This is a genomic window from Reyranella sp., from assembly GCF_017305915.1.
GTDB lineage: Bacteria > Pseudomonadota > Alphaproteobacteria > Reyranellales > Reyranellaceae > Reyranella.
This window is the reverse complement of sequence record NZ_JAFKJN010000007.1, coordinates 100,566-116,663: the sequence shown is the minus strand read 5'-3', so window position 1 is coordinate 116,663 and position 16,098 is coordinate 100,566. Positions and strand designations below refer to the sequence as shown.

The following is a 16,098-nucleotide window of genomic DNA, read 5'->3' as shown; positions in this document are numbered from 1 at the left end:
CTGCCCGGCTTGGGGGGAGACGATGTCGTTCAGTCGATGGATTGCGATCGTGACGCTAACGCTGCTGCCGACGATGGGATTCGCCCAGGCGCCGCAGTCACAGATCGTGCCGGCGCCGGCCTTCCATGCCGCGACCAAGGTGACATTTCCCGACCGGATCGCCGATGCGAGCCGGACCCGCTCGATCGACTACGGCAAGAGCTACAACGAGCCGAGGCTCGGCCAGTCGTGGCACTACCAGGTGCCCCAGACCCTGTCGGCCTCGATCTATCTCTACACGCTCGGCCAGACCGCCATTCCGAACGGCGCGACCGCGGCCGCCGTGCTGCAGCAGTTCCAGCAATCCCAGGGCGAGCTCAGCCAGTCCGGCAAGTACGAACGGGTCGCCGTGCTGAAAGGACCGGCCGACTGCGTCGTCGGCAGCATGACGTTTCGCTGCGTCGTCGAGACAGGCACGGTCGTGTCGACGCGCTCGGCCGACAAGCTGCAGCTGCTGGTGACCGGCTTCCGCAACCACTTCCTCAAGGTCAGGCTCGACTGGCACCAGAACTCGCCGCAGGGCGACGCCGCAGCCGAGCGATTCTTGCAGGCGCTGGCCTCGCAGGTATTGCGTTAGCTGTCGTTCACAAGGCCGGCAGGGTCGGCCACGACAACCTTGACGTGGCGGTTGGGCTCCAGCCGCACCGTCTGCACGCGCTCGATGTGCCTGGCGACGAGGTCGTAGATCGGCGGGCCTTCGGTGCCTTCGTTGATCGAGGCCCAGCCGCTGACCACGTACTTCTTCGCCGGATCGATCTTCTCGCCGGTGCGCAGCAGGACCATGTCGGAGATGCGCTGGCCGATCGGCTTGTCGACCGTCAGCGTGTAGGCGAGGCCGCCGGCGCGCACCATGTCGCCGCCCTGCTGGTAGTAGGGATCGGGATTGAACAGGTTGTCGGCCACGTCCTCGAGCACCTGCTTGAGGTACTCGCCGGTCATCTCGCTGCGATAGGCCGCGGGATAGGTGATGGCGGTCTGATTGTAGAGATCGTCGCCGGTGATCGCCTGATCGGGCAGCAGGCTCGCGCCCCAGCGGAAGCCGGGCGACAGCGCGATCTCGGCGTCGCGCCCGGCGAGCAGCGCCTGGCAGATCAGGTCGTCGAAGGTGCCGCTGACGTTGCCGCGGCGGTAGAGCAGCGATTCGGTGCGGCCCAGCACCTTGGCGAGCTGGTCGCCATACGGCTCGCGCGCTTCGAGGATCAGCGCCGTGAGCTCGGGATCGGGCTCGATCACCTCGGACAGCACGGGGATCAGCCGGAACTCGTACGCCGCGATGCGGCGGTCGCGCACGTCGAGGTCGAGCCGCGCCAGGAACTTGCCGTGGCTGCCGGCCGCGACCAGCAGCGTGTCGCCGACCTTGACCGGCATCGGCAGCGCATCGTGGGTGTGGCCGGTCAGGATGACGTCGATGCCCTTGACGCGCGAGGCGAGCTTGCGGTCGACGTCGAAGCCGTTGTGGCTCAGCAGTACCACCAGGTCGACTTTGTCGTTGCGCAGCCTCTCGACGTTGGCGGCGAGCTTGTCCTCGTCGATGCCGAACGACCAATCCGGGATCAGGTAGCGCGGGTTGGCAACCGGCGTGTAGGGAAAGGCCTGGCCGATCACGCCGATGCGCAGGCCGCCGCGCTCGAACACCGCCGAAGGCTGGAACACCGGGTCGCCCCAGGTCGCCTCCTTCACGTTGCCGGCGAGGAACGGGAACTCGAGCTGCTTGACCAGCTCCTCGACCCGCCTGGCGCCGTAGGTGAACTCCCAATGCGCGGTCATGGCGTCGGGTTTCAGCGCATTCATGATGCGCACCATGTCGGCGCCCCTGGTCTGCAGCGCAGTGTAGCTGCCCTGCCAGGTGTCGCCGCCATCGAGCAGCAGCACCTTGTCGCCGCGCTCGGCGCGGATCGCCTTGATCAGGGTGGCCATGCGGTCGAGCCCGCCGATCCGGCCGTAGGTGCGCGCCAGCGCCTCGAAGTCGGTGCAGGCCAGCGCATGGGCGTCGACGCTGCCGCGGCCGATCTTGTAGGCGTCGAGCAGCTTCTCGCCGACGAGATGCGGCGGCAGCCCGCGATCCGCGCCGACGCCGACATTGACCGACGGCTCGCGGAAATAGAGCGGCATCAGCTGCGCGTGCAGGTCGGTGAAGTTGAGCAGGGTGACCTGCCCGGTCGCCTTGAAGCGCAGCAGGTCGCCTTGCGTCGGCGCGCTCCTCTGCCCGACCGCTGCGCGGCCGCCCAGCATGGCGGTCGCGGCTGCGACCTGCAGCAGCGCGCGGCGGCCGAGTGTCATGGCCACCCCCCCGACTACGCGACCTCGATCTTGCTCTCGGCGCTCCAGCTCTGCTTGTCGTCGTCGGTCCAGGTGAACTTGAGCGTGCCCGACTCCTCGACCTTGAGGAAGAAGGCAAGGTACGGATTCGCCGAGACCGCCGGCTCGAGCTTGGCGTTGAGCACCGGCTTGCCGTTGTAGGTCACGACCAGCGAATTCACGATCAGCCGCGGCACCAGCTTGCCGTCGGCGTCCTTCCGTTGGCCGGTCTCCATCGGATGGGTGATCAGCGTCTTGATCTCGATCACCTCGCCCTTCTTGGCCGAGGCGGGAACGCGCAGGCGCGGCTTGATGTCGTCAGCCATGTCTTCCTCCTCAGCCGCCGCAGCCGCCGATGGTGACCTTGATCTCGCGGCTCGCCGTGAACAGCGCGCCATCGTTCATCTCGGCCACCGCGACCAGCTTCTGGGTCTGCTGCAGGCGCACCCGCAGCGCGATCTCTGCCTTGCCGCTCAGCGGCGTGAACTCGAACACCGAGACGCCCGGGTTGGGATTGCCGTCGGCGGCGATGTAGATCGCCTTGACGTACGACGTGTCGTTCATCGGGCTGTCGACCGACACGGTGAGCGGCACCGCGTTGCCGTTCTCGGCGATCTCCGGCGCCTTCAGGGTCACCTTGCCGTCCTTCGGCGCGCCCTTGGCGAGCGCGGCCAGCCAGTCCTTGGCCTGGTCGGCAGTGGCGAAGGCGTTGCGCGCCACCAGGGTGCCGGCCAAAGCCATCAAAGGGGCCGCCAGGGCCGTTCGTCGTGTCACTCTGGAAGCGATCATCGTTCCCCTTGTCCTGCTCATCAGTGCCGGATGTTCGGCGCGGTCAGTTTCAGCCCTTCGTTCATCTTGCGCAGATAAAGCTCCAGCTCGCCATATTCAACGGCGTCGGGCGGAAGCTCGTTGGCGCGCACCTGGACGTTGCACCACTGGAAGCGCTTGCGGATGTCCCAGATCTCGTTGCGGCTGGTGCGCCACAGCGGGAAATGGTCGAACTGGCCCTTGGGCTCGCCCAGCCACTGGCCGCGGATCCACTTGTTGGCCGCCTGGCCGTGGCAGTCGGTGCAGGAGAAATCGAACTGGCCGAGCTTGAGGTCGGCGAGCTTCACGCCGCGCTCGTAGGCCGCCTTGGCGTCGGGCGACGACAGATCGACCTTGATCGCCTCGCCGTTGGCCAGGCTGTGCAGATAGACCGACATGTCGGTGTTCTCTTTCGACTGCATCAGCCAGTCCTTGCCGGCCGCGGCCTTGGCATGGCGGGTGATGAACTCCTCGGCGCCCAGGACCTTCTTCAGACGCGGCTCCCACTTGGGCATCTCGACCGCCCAGCGCTTGAACGTCGTCTCGGGCGTGGCGTGGCAGGAGATGCAGTTCTGCTTGAACAGCGCCGCGCCCGCGTCGATGCGCTCGGCCGCCGGATTGACGAAAGGATCGAGCGCGTCGCGGTCCTCGACCGGCTGCGGCCGCTTCTCCGGATCGTCGAGCGGGTTGGCGAACCTGGCCGGCGTCTTCAGCGTCTTCAGGAAGGCGACGATGTCCTTGATCTCGGCCTCGCTGTAGAAGCCGTGCTTGCCCCACGGCGGCATCACCGACTTCGCGTTGTGGACCCGCGCATCGAAGACGTAGTTGAACAGCCACTGGTCGGTGCGGCCGGCCGTGCCGATCTCCGACAGGTCGGGCCCGACATTGCCCGGCGTCTCCTGCGTCTTCGGCCCCATGACGTGGCAGGCGAGGCACCCGCCGCCGCGATTGCGGTCGAAGGCGAGCTTCTCGCCCTTGGCCGGATCGCCGGTGACCTCCTTGACGACGGCCTCGGCGCCGTGCGTCGGCGTCGCGGTCGGGTTGGCGAGCGTGTTGTAGGTGTCCCAGCGCGTCTTGTTCCAGCCGGGATAGCGCTGCCAGGGCGACGGTGCCGCCGAACCTTCCAGAGCCAGCGGCGCTTCCGCCGCGGCGGGCGCGGCCAGCATCGCGATTGCGAGAGCCGAGAGGACAAGACGCATCTACTGCGTCGCCTTCTTGAGGTAGGCGATCATGTCCTGCTGCTGGGCATCCTGTTTCAGCCCGATATAAACCATCTTGGTCCCCGGCACCTTGCCCTTGGGATCCTTGAGATAGTCGGCGAGCGTCTTGTCGTCCCAGACGATGCCCGACGTCTTCATGGCGTCGGAGGACTGATAGCCGCCCTCGCTGCCGGCCTTGCGGCCGAGCAGGCCATGCAGGTTGGGCCCGACCGTGCTGGCGCCGCCCTTTTCAACGGTGTGACAGGCCTTGCACTGCTGGTTGAACAGCCGTTCACCCCGCGCCTCATTGCCTTCCGCCCAGGCCGGCGCCGCAATCATCGCGGCAGCAACCCACAGAGTGGCTGCAAACGTTCCTTTCATGACCAATTTCCTACTGTGTGAGGGGGGAGAATGCTGACGTTTCGCCCCAATTCAAGTGGTAGATTGTCGTCCATGCGCAAGCTTTTTTACCTGGCTGTCTTCGGGGCCCTGCAGCTCCTCGCCGCCGGTGCAACGGCGGCGCGCGCCGAGCCCGTGCAGATCAAGCCGAGCCTGCTCAGGCTCAACGGCAATCTGGAGGTGCCACCGGGCAAGACGGCGAGCGACGGTGTGGTCATCATCGTGCACGGCACGCTCTCCTGGTACGGCCAGGAGACCATCGCGGCGCTGCAGAAGAACCTCAAGTCGCACGGCGTCGGCTCGCTCGCCATCACCCTGTCGCTCGGCGTCGACGATCGTCACCGCGCGCGCGCCTGCGACGTCGTGCACGACTATGCCCTGGCCGGCGCCAAGCGCGAGGTCGGCCTCTGGATCGAATGGCTGAAGGGCCAGAGGGCCAGGCACGTCGACCTGCTCGGCTTCTCGCGCGGCGGCGCGCAGGTCGCGGCCTTCGCGCCGGAGTTCCAGTTCCCCGACGTGCGCAAGATCGTGCTGCTGGCGCCCGCCTTCGCGACCTCGCTCGAGCAGGCCGAGATCTACAAGCGCGCCTTCGGCCACGATCTCGCGCCCGAGATCGCGGAGGCCCGCAAGAATCCGCTGGCCAGGCGCACCGTCGACTTCCTGACCTGCAAGCAGGCGCCGGTACTGAACGCCACCTTCCTCGACGGCTACGGCGAGATGCCGCCGAGCCTGGCGGCGCGCACCGGCCATCCGACGCTGGTGATCGTCGCCGGCAAGGACGAGGTCGTGCCCGACCTGGCCCAGCGCCTGCCCTCGAGCGTCAAGCCTGCCGTGATCGACGGCGCCGACCACTTCTTCCAAGACCTCTATGGCGAGGACGCCGCCGACGTCATCGCCAAGTTCCTGGCGGCGTCTACTCTGCCTTGATGCCCTGTTCCTTGATCAGGGTCGTCCAGACCTTCTCCTCCCTGAGATAGAAGGCCTTGAGCTCGTCCTGGGTCGAGCCCTTGATCTCGACGCCCTGGACCTTGAACTTCTCGATCACCTCGGGATCGGCGGCGACCTTGGCGAGCGCAGCCTGCAGCTTGTCGACGATCGGCCTGGGCGTGCCGGCCGGCACCACCATCGCCTGCCAGAAGATCGCCTGGAAATCCGGCAGGCCCGCCGACTCCGCGACCGTCGGGATGTCGGGGAACGCGGGCGAGCGGGTCAGGCTCGAGATCGCGATCGCGCGCGTCTTCTTGGAATCGAGGAACGGCTTGGCCTCGAGCGAGGCCGAGAACATCATCTGCGCGTTGCCCGACGCCACGTCCTGGCCGGCTTGCGCGCCGCCGCGATACGGCACGATGGTGTATTTGAGCCCGGCCCGCGCCCTGAACAGCTCGGCCGCCATGTGGTTGGTGGCGCCCAGGCCCGAGCTGCCGACGTTGAATTTGCCGGGATTGGCGCGCACCTGGGCGAGCAGCTCCGTCATGTCCTTGGCCGGGAAATCGGCGTTGACCTGCAGGATGAACGGCGTGAAGGACATCAGCGACACGAGCTCGAAGCTCTTGTGCGGATCGTACTGCACGTTGCCCATCAGCGTCGGATTGATGATCAGCGACGTGCCGCCGGCGTAGATCGTGTAGCCGTCGGGGGCAGCCTTGGCGACGGAGTTGGACGCCACCGTGGTCGCCGCGCCGGCGCGGTTGTCGACCACCACGGTCTTGCCGAGGATCGCCGTGAGCTTGTCGGCATAGACGCGCGCCACGGCGTCGTTCACGCCGCCCGGCGGATAGGGCACCACCATGTTGACCGGCTTGTTGGGCCAGTCGGTCTGTGCCGACGCGGCGAAGGAGACGAGAGTCGCGGCGGCCGCCGCGAGGAAGATCGAGCGTTTCATCATGTGAAGTATGGGAGCGTTATGTCCTTGGTGATCGGCTCGAAAGCCAGGGTGACGCGTTGGCCGATCTCGAGATCGCCCTCGGCGATGCCGCGCAGCGGCGCGTTGATGCGCACGCCCGCGTCCATGTCGACCAGCGCCACGATGAAGGGCGACTGGGCCTTGAAGAAGAAATTGAACGGGTGATGGCACACCGTCCAGGTGTGGACCTTGCCGGTGAGCGGTGCGGCCTTGAACTCGCTCTCCATCGAGAAGCAGTGCGGGCAGACCGGCCGCGGATAGTGCCGCACCTTTCCGCACGAGGCGCAGTGCTGCAGCATCAGCTTGCCGTCGCGCAGGCCGTCCCAATAGGCCTGGCTCTCGCGCGTCGGCACCGGCATCGGCCGCTCCGGGAGAGGGGCAGGTTGAGGCGCGGTGCTCATGCGGCCCTCCTCAGGATGGCGAGCGAGCCGTCGCCCATGTCGCCGTAGCCGGTGACGAGGCCGACCTCCGCCTCCTTGACCTGCGCCTTGCCGGCTTCGCAGCGAAGCTGGCGCGTCAGCTCGATCACATGGTTGAGGCCGACGACATGGCCCTGGCTCAGCAGGCCGCCATGGGTGTTGATCGGCAGCTCGCCGCCGATGCCGATGCGGCCGTCCATCACGAACGGCCCGCCTTCGCCGGTCTTGCAGAAACCCAGGATCTCGAGCTGGCGCAGCACGGTGAAGGTGAAACAGTCGTAGATCTCGGCGACGTCGATGTCCTTGGGACCGACACCGGCCATCGCATAACCCCGCGCGGAAGCCTTGGTGAGGCCGAAGTCGAGCAGGTCGGGCCGCTGCGCGATCGAGGCCGGCGATTCGGGATGGCCCTCGGCCACGCCCATGATCGTCACCAGCGGTTTCTTGAGGTCGCGCGCGCGATCGGCGGCGCTGACGATGATCGCGGCACCGCCGTCGCTTTCCAGGCTGCAGTCGAACAGCCGGAACGGATCGCTGATCATGCGCGAGGCGTGATGCTCCTCGACCGTCAGCGGCTTGTTCATCACGACGTTGCCGTTGAGGATCGCGTGCTCGCGGGTCTTCACCGCGACCTCGGCGAAGTGGCGCGCCGTCGTGCCGTAGAGCTCCATGTGCCGCCGCGCACCCTGGGCGTAGAGCTGGGCCGGCGCGAACATGCCGATCGGCGCCTCGAATTCGGCGGCCAGCGCGAACTGCGGGAATTGCTGCAGGCGGGTCGAGACGCGCGCGCCGGAATAGCCGGTGCGGCCGACCGAGATCAGCACGTTCTTGCAAACGCCCGTCGCGACCGCCATCGCGGCGCTCTGGATCGCGGCGACGCAGGTCGCGCCGCCCATCGGAACGAACAGCGACAAGGTGAGATCGGGTAGGCCGAGATTGGCGATGAAGTCCTCGGCGATGCCGCCGCCAGGGAAATACGGCACGACGCCGTCGATGTCGCGCGGCGACAGGCCGGCATCCTCGATCGCCTTCAGGCTGGCTTCGAGCTGCAGCGCCAGGCCGCTCTTGGTCGTTCCTCTCGTGTAAGCCGTATCGCCGACACCGCTGATTGCGGCCTTCTCGCGAAGCGCATGCGCCATGGGTTTCCTCCGGCGCGCATCGTGCCCTGTGACACTCGCGCTGTCATCCTGAGCGAAGCGAAGGATCTCATGACGTTTCGACGAGCATCCCGCTGGCAATCGCCATGAGGTCCTTCGCTGCGCTCAGGACGACAGATCAGTCCGCGCGGATATTTCCGGCGCGAATCACCTCGCGCCAGCGATCGAGCTCGCTACGGATCAGCGCGGTATAGGCCTCCGAGCCCATCGTCCCGGGCCGCACACCGATCCTGGCGAATTTCTCCTTCACCTCGTCGCTCTTGAGCGCGGTCTGGATCTCGCTCTCCCAGCGCTTGGCGATCTCCGGCGGAAGGCCCGCGGTCGCCGAGAAGCCGAACCAGTTGGTGGTCACGACGCCTTCGAATCCCGCTTCGCGGAAAGTCGGCACGTCGGGCAGGGTCGGCGAGCGCTGGTCCTCGCTGACCGCGAGCGGCCGCATGCGGCCCGACGAGAAGTAGCCGATCGCCGTCGGCAGGCTTTCCATCAGCGCCACGATCTGGCCGCCCATCAGGTCGTTCATCGCCGGTGCCGAGCCGCGATATGGAATGTGCGTTAGGGTCACGCCGGTCTTGGCCGCCAGCAACTGGCCGGTGAGATGGTTCATGGTGCCGTTGCCGCCCGAGCCGTAGGTCACCTTGCCGGGCTCGGCGCGCGCCTGGTCGATCAGCTCCTTGGCCGATTTGATCGGCGAGGTGCCGCTCACCGCCAGCACCGTCGGGAAGGTGCCGACGAGCTGGATGTGCGTGAAATCGGCCAGCGCATCGTAGGGCACATCCCTGTAAAGCACCGGCCCGATGCCGTGCGAGGCGGCGCTCGACATCATCACGAGGTGCGTGTCGCCCTTCGCCTTGGCGAGGATGTCGGCACCCAGCAGGCCGCCGGCGCCGGGCTTGTTCTCGACCACGATCGGCTGGCCCAGCCGCGTACCGAACCATTCAGCCAGCGTGCGCGAAAGGATGTCGGCCGCGCCGGCCGGCGGAAAGTTGACGATCCAGCGGATCGGTTTGGTCGGCCACGCGGTCTGCGCGTTGGCGATCGCGGGTGCCGCGGACGCGGCGATCAGGAAATTCCGTCGAGACAGCATGATCCAGTGTGGGGCAACATGCGTGCCGTCCTCAATGGCGGAGTAGCGTTTCCGATGGATTTCGAAACAGTCCTGCGCAACGTGCGGCTGGCCGACGCCAGGCCCGATCAGCCCACGACCGACATCGGCGTGAAGGACGGCCGAATCGCGGCCATCGCGCGCGGCCTCGGCGCGGCGAAGGAAGAGGTGCAGGGCCACGGCCGGCTGGTCTGCTCGGGCTTCGTCGAGACCCATATCCATCTCGACAAATCGTGCATCCTCGGCCGCTGCGAGCACACGACCAAGCGCAACCCGCACCTCGCGATGGAGCGCGTGTCGGCGGTCAAGCACACCTTCACGGTCGAGGACGTGATCGAGCGCGCCTCAGGCACGATCGAGAAGTGCATCAGCCACGGTGCCACCCGCATGCGCACCCATGCCGAGGTCGATCCCAAGATCGGCCTGCGCGGCGTCGAAGGCGTGAAGGCCCTGATCGACAAGTATAGATGGGCGATCGATTTAGAGGTCTGCGTCATGCCGCAGGAGGGCCTGACCAACAATCCCGGCACCGACGAGCTGATGGTCGCCGCCCTCAAGAACGGTGCGACGGTCGTCGGCGCTGCGCCCAACTACGACAGCGACTGGGCGGCGCAGATCCGCCGCGTCTTCGAGATGGCGCGCGAGTTCGACGTCGACATCGACATGCATCTCGACAGCGGCGCCTCGGCCGAGGAACTGCACACGCTGCTGGTCTGTGATCTCACCGAGAAATACAAATGGGGCGGCCGCGTTGCCGTCGGCCATGTCGGCAAGCTCGCGACGATGCCGTTCAAGGACCTCGACAAGGTCGCCAGGCGCATGGCCGATGCCGGCGTCGCCGCCACCGTGCTGACGGCGACCGACCTCTATCTCGGCGGCCGCCACACCGACCACAACGTCCCGCGCAACGTGGTCGACCTGAATTACCTCACCGAGCGCGGCGTCACCTGCTCGGTCGCCTCGAACAACATCCTCAACCCGTTCACGCCGTTCGGCGACGGTCAGTTGCTGCGCCAGGTCAACATGCACGCGATCGTCACCCAGCGCGGCAACGACGACGAGGTGAAGGCGCTGTGGGACATGACCACGAGTTCCGCCGCACGCCTGATGCGCAAGGACGACTACGGCGTCGCCGTCGGCAATCCCGCCGACCTGGTGATGCTCGATGCGCCCGACTCCATCACCGCGCTGCGCACCGTCGCGCCGGTACTCGCCGCCTTCAAGCGCGGCCGTCGCACCGTGACCCGCGAGCCCGTGCGCCTGCACAAGCCCTGATCGACTGAGAGGAAAGAATGGCCAACCAAGACCTGCTGGCGCTGTCGTCGGTGGAAATGCGCCGCCGCATCGGCACCAAGGAAATCTCCCCGGTCGAATTGCTCGAAGCCTGCCTGCAGCAGATCAAGCGGATCAATCCGGCGGTCAACGCCGTGACCGCGATGTGCGTCGACCGCGCCCGCAAGGAAGCCAAGGCCGCCGAGACCGCGGTGCGCCGCGGCGAGGATCTGCCGCTGCTGCACGGCCTGCCGACCGGCATCAAGGATCTCGAGGAGACCCAGGACCTCCTCACCACCTACGGCTCGCCGCTCTATCGCGACTTCGTGCCGGCCCACGACAACGTCATGGTCGGCCGCGTGCGCGCCGCCGGCGCGGTCGTGGTCGGCAAGACCAACGTGCCGGAGTTCGGCGCCGGCTCGAACAGCCGCAACCCGGTGTGGGGCGCCACGGGCAATCCGTTCAATCCGATGCTCAACCCCGGCGGCTCGTCGGGCGGCTCGGCGGTGGCGCTCGCCACCGACATGCTGCCGGTCTGCACCGGCTCGGACACCGGCGGCTCGTTGCGCAACCCGGCGGCGTTCTGCGGCATCGTCGGCTTCCGCCCCTCGCCCGGCATGGTCGCGGTCGAGCGGCGTGCGATGGGCTGGACGCCGATCTCCGTGCTCGGCCCGATGGGCCGCAACGTCGCCGATGTCTGTCTGCTCTACGCCACGCAGATCGGCCAGCACGACAGCGATCCCCTCAGCTTCCCGCTCGAGGCCGACGCCTATGCCGAGCCGTGGCCGGTCGATCTCGGCAGCCTCAAGGTCGCCTACACCGAGGATTTCGGCGGCGCACCGGTCGAGAAGGGCATCCGCCAGACCTTCCGCGAGAAGGTCAAGGCGATGAAGCATCTGTTCCGCCGCTTCGACAAGGTCGACGTCGACTACGGCGGCGCCGACCGCTGCTTCGACGTGATCCGTGCCGTGAGCTTCCTGTCGCGCTACCGGGACGCCTACATCAACAATCGCAAGATGCTCGGGCCGAACATCATCGCCAACTACGAGCTGGGCGCGAAGCTGACCCTGGCCGACTTCGCCTGGGCGCACGGCGAGCAGACGCGAATCTTCCGCGCCTTCCAGGAGATCTACAAGGACTACGACCTGGTGATCGGCCCGACGGTCGGCTTCACACCGTTCCCGTGGAAGCAGCTCTACCTCTCGGAGATGGACGGCAAGAAGCTCGGCACCTACTATCACTGGATGGCGACCAAGTACTTCGTGACGCTGACCTCGAACCCCGCCGTCTCGCTGCCCTGCGGCCTCGACCATAAGAAGATGCCGTTCGGCCTGCAGGTGATCGGCCGCTTCCGCGGCGACGGCGAGGTGCTGGGCGCCGCGCACGCCATGGAGCAGGCGTTCAAGACCATCCCCGGCCTGGCGCGGCCGTTGCCGAACCTCAAGAAGCTCGAGAAGCCGGTGCCGGCGCTGAAGTCGATTGTCACGCATCCGCCGAAGCTGAATGCGAAACGGGCGAAGGGTCCGGCTCCCGGCGCCTTGTAGCCAAGCGCGCCCCTGTCGCCCCGACAGAACCGACGCTCCCCGGGACGCCGTGCTTCACGACGATGTGAGACGCGGCGTTCTTCTTGCCACAATTGCGCCGCCCGGCGCCCTAGTCGGTTGCGTACGTCCTGTAGTGGGAAGGACCCGTCGAAGGGGCGCCCCTCTGGAGGCGAAAATGCGCAACGTCAAAGGGCTCGTCGCCATGGCCGCCATAGCGGTAACGACCGTGGGCTGCGTCGGGTCGATGGACCAGGGCTACGGCTACAGCAACGGCTACTACGGCAACGGCTATTCGAATGGCTATTCGAACGGTTATTCGAACGGCTACTACCCGTCGAGCAGCTACTACAGTTCGCCGGGCTATTACGCGACGCCGAGAGTCAACAATTACTACTACAATCCGTCGCCGACGGTGGTGACCCAGACGCGCTACGTGCCGGTGCCGACGCCGGTGCCCGTGCGGACCCGCGACAATGACCGCTGGAACGACCATCGCTGGGGCGACAATCGCGGCAACGACCATCGCTGGGACGGCGGCCGCGACAACAACCCGCCGCCACAGCATGTCGACCGCCCGCGGCCGACGCCGCCGGCCCCGCAGGCCAACAACAACCCGCGCCCGACGCCGACCCCGAACGTCGGCAACAACAACCGGTCGAACGGCAACTGGCGCGACCGCGACGGTGACGGCAAGCCCGACCGTCGGAGCTGAGCATCGACGCGCTCCCCCTCTCCTCGCCTCTCCCCCTACCGGGGGAGAGGAATATGAGGTGATGAATAAGGGCGATTCAGTCCGGCGCCTTGCAGGCGAAGTTGGCCACGTCGTCGGGGCTGCCGTTGCCGGAGAAGCGCGCGACCTGCGGATAGGGGCAGAGCGGGCGCGTGCGCACCGGCTTGCCGTCGGTCATCTGGGTGGCGGTGATCGTCGCCGGCGTGGTGCCGTTCTCGACCCAGTTGATCAGCGCCGTCAGCCCGTCCAGCCGGTCCGGCCCGACGCCGCCCCGGCAATGGAACATGCCGGGCACCATGAACAGCCGGAAGAACTCGCCAGTCTGCGGGCCGTTCTTCGCGACCGCCTTCTCGTAGTAGTCGATGCCCATCAGCGGCGCGAGCGCGGTGTCGGCCCAGCCGAAATACATCAGGAGCTTGCCGCCGCGCGAGCGGAACGGCGACAGGTCTGTTTCGGTCGCGTTCAGGAGCGCGCGGGCGTCGACGAATCTGGCCATGTCCTTGTCGAAGTCGAACTTGGCCGGATCGATCGCGGGATCGGTCTTGGGCGATGCCCAATAGCGCACGAAGCTGTCGCCGAAGGCGTGCTGGAATGACTTGCCGCCGGGCGGCGGCGTCAGCCAGAGATCCCAGCCGCTGGTCATCTTGCCGCCGGCCGTCGTCGAGAAGCCGGTCGCTTCCGAGCCGATCGGATAGCCGAACAGGTGCGGCTTGCCGTTGACCTGCAGGCCCTCGTGGATCGTCTTCACCGCCGCGCTCTGCGCCGCCGTCAGGCAGTCGTCGCCGTCCTGGCCGGCCGCGCACTGCCTGACGTCGCGGGCGGGATTGAAATCGCACTTGCGCGGATCGTCGATCAGGCCGTCCTTCAGCCCGTCCCTGGCGTCGCAGCGCGCCAGGGTCGCGTCGGCCACCAGCTTCAGCTTGGCGAGCGACACCGGAGTCTCGCTCAGCACCAGCCCGTTCCACAGGCTCTGCGTCACCGTGTCGACGAAGTTCAGGACAGGCGCGCCGGCCAGGATGCCGTCGAAATCCTGCGGGTAGCGCTGGGCGCTGATCAGGCCCTGCCGCCCGCCGGTCGAGCAGCCGTCCCAGTAGGAATAGGACGCGGCGCGGTCGTAGTAGGCCGCGGTGAGGCGCTTGCCCTCGACGGCGGTGAGATGCACCGCGCGGAAGGCGTAGTCGACGCGCTTCTGGTAGTTGAGGGCGAAGCTCGCCAGCGGCTCGCCCTGGGCGTCGTGGCCGGTGTTGGTTTGCACCACGGCGAAGCCCTGCTTCAGCGCATTGGCCCGATACATCGGCCGCGGCCCGAACTCGGGGCTCTCGCCGGCGAAGCCGCCGTTGCCGTGCATGTAGAAGCGGCGATTCCAGTTGGCCGGCAGGTTGAGCTCGAAGCGGATCTCCGGGGCGATCAGGCCGGTGACGCGGCAGTGCTCGGGAACGCCGTCGGCGGCCGGCACGGTGCGTGCCGAGAGGATGGTGGTGTCGGCTGTGGCCAGGCCCGAGACCGCGGCGCAGCTCATCGCCGGCTTCATCGGCGCCACGCCGTAGCGGACGGCGGACTTGTCCGCGTCCGCCACGCCGTAGCGGACGGCGGACTTGTCCGCGTCGATGAAGCTGTAGCCGTTCTGCGCCGCCGCCGCGGCCGGGATCAGCGCGAGCGCTGCAAGGACTCCTGTCGTTCTGGCCATGGTTTCGCTCCCCTCGATTTGCGTTTCTTGAGCTCGCCGTCGTGCTGGCCGAGGGTCGGCGCCGCGCGGCGCACGCCCCCCGGTGTCGCCGACAGCTTGAGCGGCACGCCCAGCGTCTTCTGCCTGCCGGCCTTGGCGTGATCGACCTCGGCGACCATGCCGCGCGCCAGGATCTGCTCGTTGGCGAAGACCTCGTCGTGATGCAGCACCGGGCCGGCCGGGATGCCCGCGGCCTCGAAGGCAGCCAGCCACTCGTCGTTGCTTTTCTTGGCCAGCTCGGCCTGCAGGAGCGCAACGATCTCCGTGTTGTTCTTCACCCGCAGCGCGTTGGTCTTGAACCGCGGATCGTCGACCAGCTCGGGCTTGCCGATCATCTCGCAGACCTTGCGGAAGAAGTTCTGCTGCGCTGCGCCGATCGTGAACCAGCCGTCCTTGCTCTGGAACACCTGGTAGGGCGAGGAGCCGCGATGCCCCTGCCCCAGCTTCTCCGGCCGCACGCCGGTCGCGAAGTAGTTCGCGGCCTCATAGACGCCGAGCGACACCGTGGCCTCGAGCAGCGAGGTCTCGACCCACTGCCCCTCGCCCGTCTTGTGCCGCGCCTGCAGCGCCGACAGCACGCCGATGGTGAGATAGAGGCCGGCGCCGACGTCCGAGATGGCGAGCGGAATGCGGTAGGGCGGCCCGTCCTTCGGGCCGGTGACCGACATCAGCCCCGACATCGCCTGGATCACCAGATCGAAGCCGCCGCGCTTGGCATACGGCCCCGTCTGGCCGAAGCCCGAGATCGAGCCCAGGATCAGCCGCGGATTGCGCTTGTGCAGCGCGCTCCAGCCGATGCCGAGCTTGTCGAGCACGCCGGGGCGGAAGTTCTCCAGCACGACGTCGGCGCCGTCGACCAGGTCCCAGAAGATCTCGAGGTCGTCGGCCGCCTTGAGGTCGAGCACGATGCCGCGCTTGTTGCGGTTCCACAGCATGAAGGGCGCACCCTCGCCCTCGACGAAGGGCGGCGCGCCGCGGATCGAATCGCCCGCCGGGCTTTCGATCTTGATCACGTCGGCGCCCATGTCGGCGAGCTGCATGCCGCAGAACGGCCCCGACAGATGCGTCGTCAGGTCGAGGACCACCAGATCTTCGAGCGCCATCATGATGCTTGCTCTCCCAGGAGCTTCCTGAGCTCCGCCATGGTGTTGAGCCACTTCGTGACGCCCATCTCGTTGGACACGATCCGGCCGTTGTCGACGATCAGGAAGCGCGGCGTGCCCGACTTGCGCGGCACCTGCGCCAGCACCGGCCGCAACGCTTCGGGCCAGTGCCGCTCCTGATAGGCCTCCGCCAGATGCGGCGGCTCGACCTCGGTCCAGACCACCTGCCGGTACTCGGGCGAGGCCAGCCACTTGTCCCTGTAGGTGGCGCTCCAGCGCCGGCAGGGCGGACAATCCTGGCCGCCGACATAGACCACCTGCAGAGGATTTGCCGCACGCGCCGTGCCGGCCGCCGAAGCGGCGAGGCTCGCGAAAAGGAAGGCGCGGCGATTCATGTCGG

17 protein-coding genes are annotated in these 16,098 nt (G+C 67.4%); 5 read left to right on the top strand and 12 right to left on the bottom strand.

Annotation, left to right across the window (positions count from 1 at the left end; all coding sequences use genetic code 11):
* Nucleotides 1-22 precede the first annotated feature (22 nt).
* Complete coding sequence (locus tag J0J01_RS04080) at nt 23-616, top strand: hypothetical protein (protein WP_296378927.1); 594 nt, start codon at nt 23-25, stop codon at nt 614-616.
* Here the strand turns inward: J0J01_RS04080 and soxB are convergent.
* From soxB to J0J01_RS04055, 5 genes are read right to left on the bottom strand one after another with little or no spacing between them, the layout of a single operon-like run.
* Nucleotides 613-2,319: a thiosulfohydrolase SoxB gene (gene soxB / locus J0J01_RS04075; RefSeq protein WP_296378925.1), complete on the bottom strand. Its 1,707-nt coding sequence runs from the start codon at nt 2,317-2,319 to the stop codon at nt 613-615. The genes J0J01_RS04080 and soxB overlap by 4 nt on opposite strands.
* A gap of 14 nt (nt 2,320-2,333) precedes the next feature.
* Nucleotides 2,334-2,663: a thiosulfate oxidation carrier complex protein SoxZ gene (gene soxZ, locus J0J01_RS04070; RefSeq protein ID WP_296378924.1), complete on the bottom strand. Its 330-nt coding sequence runs from the start codon at nt 2,661-2,663 to the stop codon at nt 2,334-2,336.
* 10 nt (nt 2,664-2,673) lie between these two features.
* Nucleotides 2,674-3,126 carry a thiosulfate oxidation carrier protein SoxY gene (gene soxY / locus J0J01_RS04065; protein WP_296378923.1) on the bottom strand — a complete coding sequence of 151 codons (453 nt, stop codon included), beginning with the start codon at nt 3,124-3,126 and terminating at the stop codon, nt 2,674-2,676.
* A 20-nt stretch (nt 3,127-3,146) separates the two neighbouring features.
* Nucleotides 3,147-4,343, bottom strand: a complete 1,197-nt coding sequence (gene soxA, locus J0J01_RS04060) for a sulfur oxidation c-type cytochrome SoxA (protein WP_296378922.1) — start codon at nt 4,341-4,343, stop codon at nt 3,147-3,149.
* The gene (locus J0J01_RS04055) at nt 4,344-4,724 is read right to left on the bottom strand and encodes a cytochrome c family protein (RefSeq protein WP_296378921.1); all 381 of its coding nucleotides are present in this window, start codon (nt 4,722-4,724) and stop codon (nt 4,344-4,346) included. It lies immediately after the preceding gene.
* Nucleotides 4,725-4,796: 72 nt separating this feature from the next.
* On the opposite strand from J0J01_RS04055, the gene J0J01_RS04050 reads away from it, so the two are divergent.
* Nucleotides 4,797-5,669: an alpha/beta fold hydrolase gene (locus tag J0J01_RS04050; RefSeq protein ID WP_296378920.1), complete on the top strand. Its 873-nt coding sequence runs from the start codon at nt 4,797-4,799 to the stop codon at nt 5,667-5,669.
* Here the strand turns inward: J0J01_RS04050 and J0J01_RS04045 are convergent.
* The 4 genes from J0J01_RS04045 to J0J01_RS04030 all read right to left on the bottom strand — a co-directional run bounded on the left by J0J01_RS04045 (nt 5,656) and on the right by J0J01_RS04030 (nt 9,305).
* Nucleotides 5,656-6,624 carry a tripartite tricarboxylate transporter substrate binding protein gene (locus tag J0J01_RS04045; RefSeq protein WP_296378919.1) on the bottom strand — a complete coding sequence of 323 codons (969 nt, stop codon included), beginning with the start codon at nt 6,622-6,624 and terminating at the stop codon, nt 5,656-5,658. The two genes, J0J01_RS04050 and J0J01_RS04045, sit on opposite strands and share 14 nt — an antisense overlap.
* Nucleotides 6,624-7,046, bottom strand: coding sequence for a Zn-ribbon domain-containing OB-fold protein (locus tag J0J01_RS04040; protein WP_296378918.1), 423 nt, complete (start codon nt 7,044-7,046; stop codon nt 6,624-6,626). The genes J0J01_RS04045 and J0J01_RS04040 overlap by 1 nt, the downstream gene beginning before the upstream one ends.
* The gene (locus J0J01_RS04035; RefSeq protein ID WP_296378916.1) at nt 7,043-8,203 is read right to left on the bottom strand and encodes a thiolase family protein; all 1,161 of its coding nucleotides are present in this window, start codon (nt 8,201-8,203) and stop codon (nt 7,043-7,045) included. The genes J0J01_RS04040 and J0J01_RS04035 overlap by 4 nt, the downstream gene beginning before the upstream one ends.
* A 136-nt stretch (nt 8,204-8,339) precedes the next feature.
* On the bottom strand, nt 8,340-9,305 hold the full coding sequence (locus J0J01_RS04030; protein ID WP_296378915.1) for a tripartite tricarboxylate transporter substrate binding protein: 966 nt from the start codon (nt 9,303-9,305) through the stop codon (nt 8,340-8,342).
* 54 nt (nt 9,306-9,359) lie between these two features.
* Here J0J01_RS04030 and J0J01_RS04025 point away from each other — a divergent pair, with 54 nt between their 5' ends.
* The 3 genes from J0J01_RS04025 to J0J01_RS04015 all read left to right on the top strand — a co-directional run bounded on the left by J0J01_RS04025 (nt 9,360) and on the right by J0J01_RS04015 (nt 12,851).
* On the top strand, nt 9,360-10,598 hold the full coding sequence (locus J0J01_RS04025) for an amidohydrolase family protein (protein WP_296378914.1): 1,239 nt from the start codon (nt 9,360-9,362) through the stop codon (nt 10,596-10,598).
* Nucleotides 10,599-10,615: 17 nt separating this feature from the next.
* A complete protein-coding gene (locus J0J01_RS04020) occupies nt 10,616-12,139 on the top strand; it encodes an amidase family protein (protein WP_296378913.1) in 1,524 nt (507 codons plus the stop codon).
* A 175-nt stretch (nt 12,140-12,314) separates the two neighbouring features.
* Nucleotides 12,315-12,851, top strand: coding sequence for a hypothetical protein (locus J0J01_RS04015; protein WP_296378912.1), 537 nt, complete (start codon nt 12,315-12,317; stop codon nt 12,849-12,851).
* Between the two features lie 76 nt (nt 12,852-12,927).
* Here the strand turns inward: J0J01_RS04015 and J0J01_RS04010 are convergent, their stop codons facing one another.
* Genes J0J01_RS04010 through J0J01_RS04000 form a run of 3 tightly spaced genes read right to left on the bottom strand, consistent with a single transcriptional unit; the run spans nt 12,928 to nt 16,093 of the window.
* Nucleotides 12,928-14,556 (bottom strand): tannase/feruloyl esterase family alpha/beta hydrolase, encoded by a 1,629-nt coding sequence (locus J0J01_RS04010; RefSeq protein WP_296378911.1) that lies wholly within the window; start codon nt 14,554-14,556, stop codon nt 12,928-12,930.
* On the bottom strand, nt 14,517-15,701 hold the full coding sequence (locus tag J0J01_RS04005; protein WP_296378910.1) for a CoA transferase: 1,185 nt from the start codon (nt 15,699-15,701) through the stop codon (nt 14,517-14,519). Before J0J01_RS04005 ends, J0J01_RS04010 begins: the two co-directional genes overlap by 40 nt.
* Nucleotides 15,698-16,093 carry a hypothetical protein gene (locus J0J01_RS04000; protein ID WP_296378909.1) on the bottom strand — a complete coding sequence of 132 codons (396 nt, stop codon included), beginning with the start codon at nt 16,091-16,093 and terminating at the stop codon, nt 15,698-15,700. Before J0J01_RS04000 ends, J0J01_RS04005 begins: the two co-directional genes overlap by 4 nt.
* Between the last annotated feature and the right edge of the window lie 5 nt (nt 16,094-16,098).

What these genes read in the sequence shown, in the direction of transcription:
- J0J01_RS04080 (WP_296378927.1), top strand. Translation starts at nt 23, where the DNA reads ATGTCGTTCAGTCGATGGATTGCGATCGTGACGCTAACGCTGCTGCCG.
- soxB (WP_296378925.1), bottom strand. Translation starts at nt 2,319, where the DNA reads ATGACACTCGGCCGCCGCGCGCTGCTGCAGGTCGCAGCCGCGACCGCC.
- soxZ (WP_296378924.1), bottom strand. Translation starts at nt 2,663, where the DNA reads ATGGCTGACGACATCAAGCCGCGCCTGCGCGTTCCCGCCTCGGCCAAG.
- soxY (WP_296378923.1), bottom strand. Translation starts at nt 3,126, where the DNA reads ATGATCGCTTCCAGAGTGACACGACGAACGGCCCTGGCGGCCCCTTTG.
- soxA (WP_296378922.1), bottom strand. Translation starts at nt 4,343, where the DNA reads ATGCGTCTTGTCCTCTCGGCTCTCGCAATCGCGATGCTGGCCGCGCCC.
- J0J01_RS04055 (WP_296378921.1), bottom strand. Translation starts at nt 4,724, where the DNA reads ATGAAAGGAACGTTTGCAGCCACTCTGTGGGTTGCTGCCGCGATGATT.
- J0J01_RS04050 (WP_296378920.1), top strand. Translation starts at nt 4,797, where the DNA reads ATGCGCAAGCTTTTTTACCTGGCTGTCTTCGGGGCCCTGCAGCTCCTC.
- J0J01_RS04045 (WP_296378919.1), bottom strand. Translation starts at nt 6,624, where the DNA reads ATGAAACGCTCGATCTTCCTCGCGGCGGCCGCCGCGACTCTCGTCTCC.
- J0J01_RS04040 (WP_296378918.1), bottom strand. Translation starts at nt 7,046, where the DNA reads ATGAGCACCGCGCCTCAACCTGCCCCTCTCCCGGAGCGGCCGATGCCG.
- J0J01_RS04035 (WP_296378916.1), bottom strand. Translation starts at nt 8,203, where the DNA reads ATGGCGCATGCGCTTCGCGAGAAGGCCGCAATCAGCGGTGTCGGCGAT.
- J0J01_RS04030 (WP_296378915.1), bottom strand. Translation starts at nt 9,305, where the DNA reads ATGCTGTCTCGACGGAATTTCCTGATCGCCGCGTCCGCGGCACCCGCG.
- J0J01_RS04025 (WP_296378914.1), top strand. Translation starts at nt 9,360, where the DNA reads ATGGATTTCGAAACAGTCCTGCGCAACGTGCGGCTGGCCGACGCCAGG.
- J0J01_RS04020 (WP_296378913.1), top strand. Translation starts at nt 10,616, where the DNA reads ATGGCCAACCAAGACCTGCTGGCGCTGTCGTCGGTGGAAATGCGCCGC.
- J0J01_RS04015 (WP_296378912.1), top strand. Translation starts at nt 12,315, where the DNA reads ATGCGCAACGTCAAAGGGCTCGTCGCCATGGCCGCCATAGCGGTAACG.
- J0J01_RS04010 (WP_296378911.1), bottom strand. Translation starts at nt 14,556, where the DNA reads ATGGCCAGAACGACAGGAGTCCTTGCAGCGCTCGCGCTGATCCCGGCC.
- J0J01_RS04005 (WP_296378910.1), bottom strand. Translation starts at nt 15,701, where the DNA reads ATGATGGCGCTCGAAGATCTGGTGGTCCTCGACCTGACGACGCATCTG.
- J0J01_RS04000 (WP_296378909.1), bottom strand. Translation starts at nt 16,093, where the DNA reads ATGAATCGCCGCGCCTTCCTTTTCGCGAGCCTCGCCGCTTCGGCGGCC.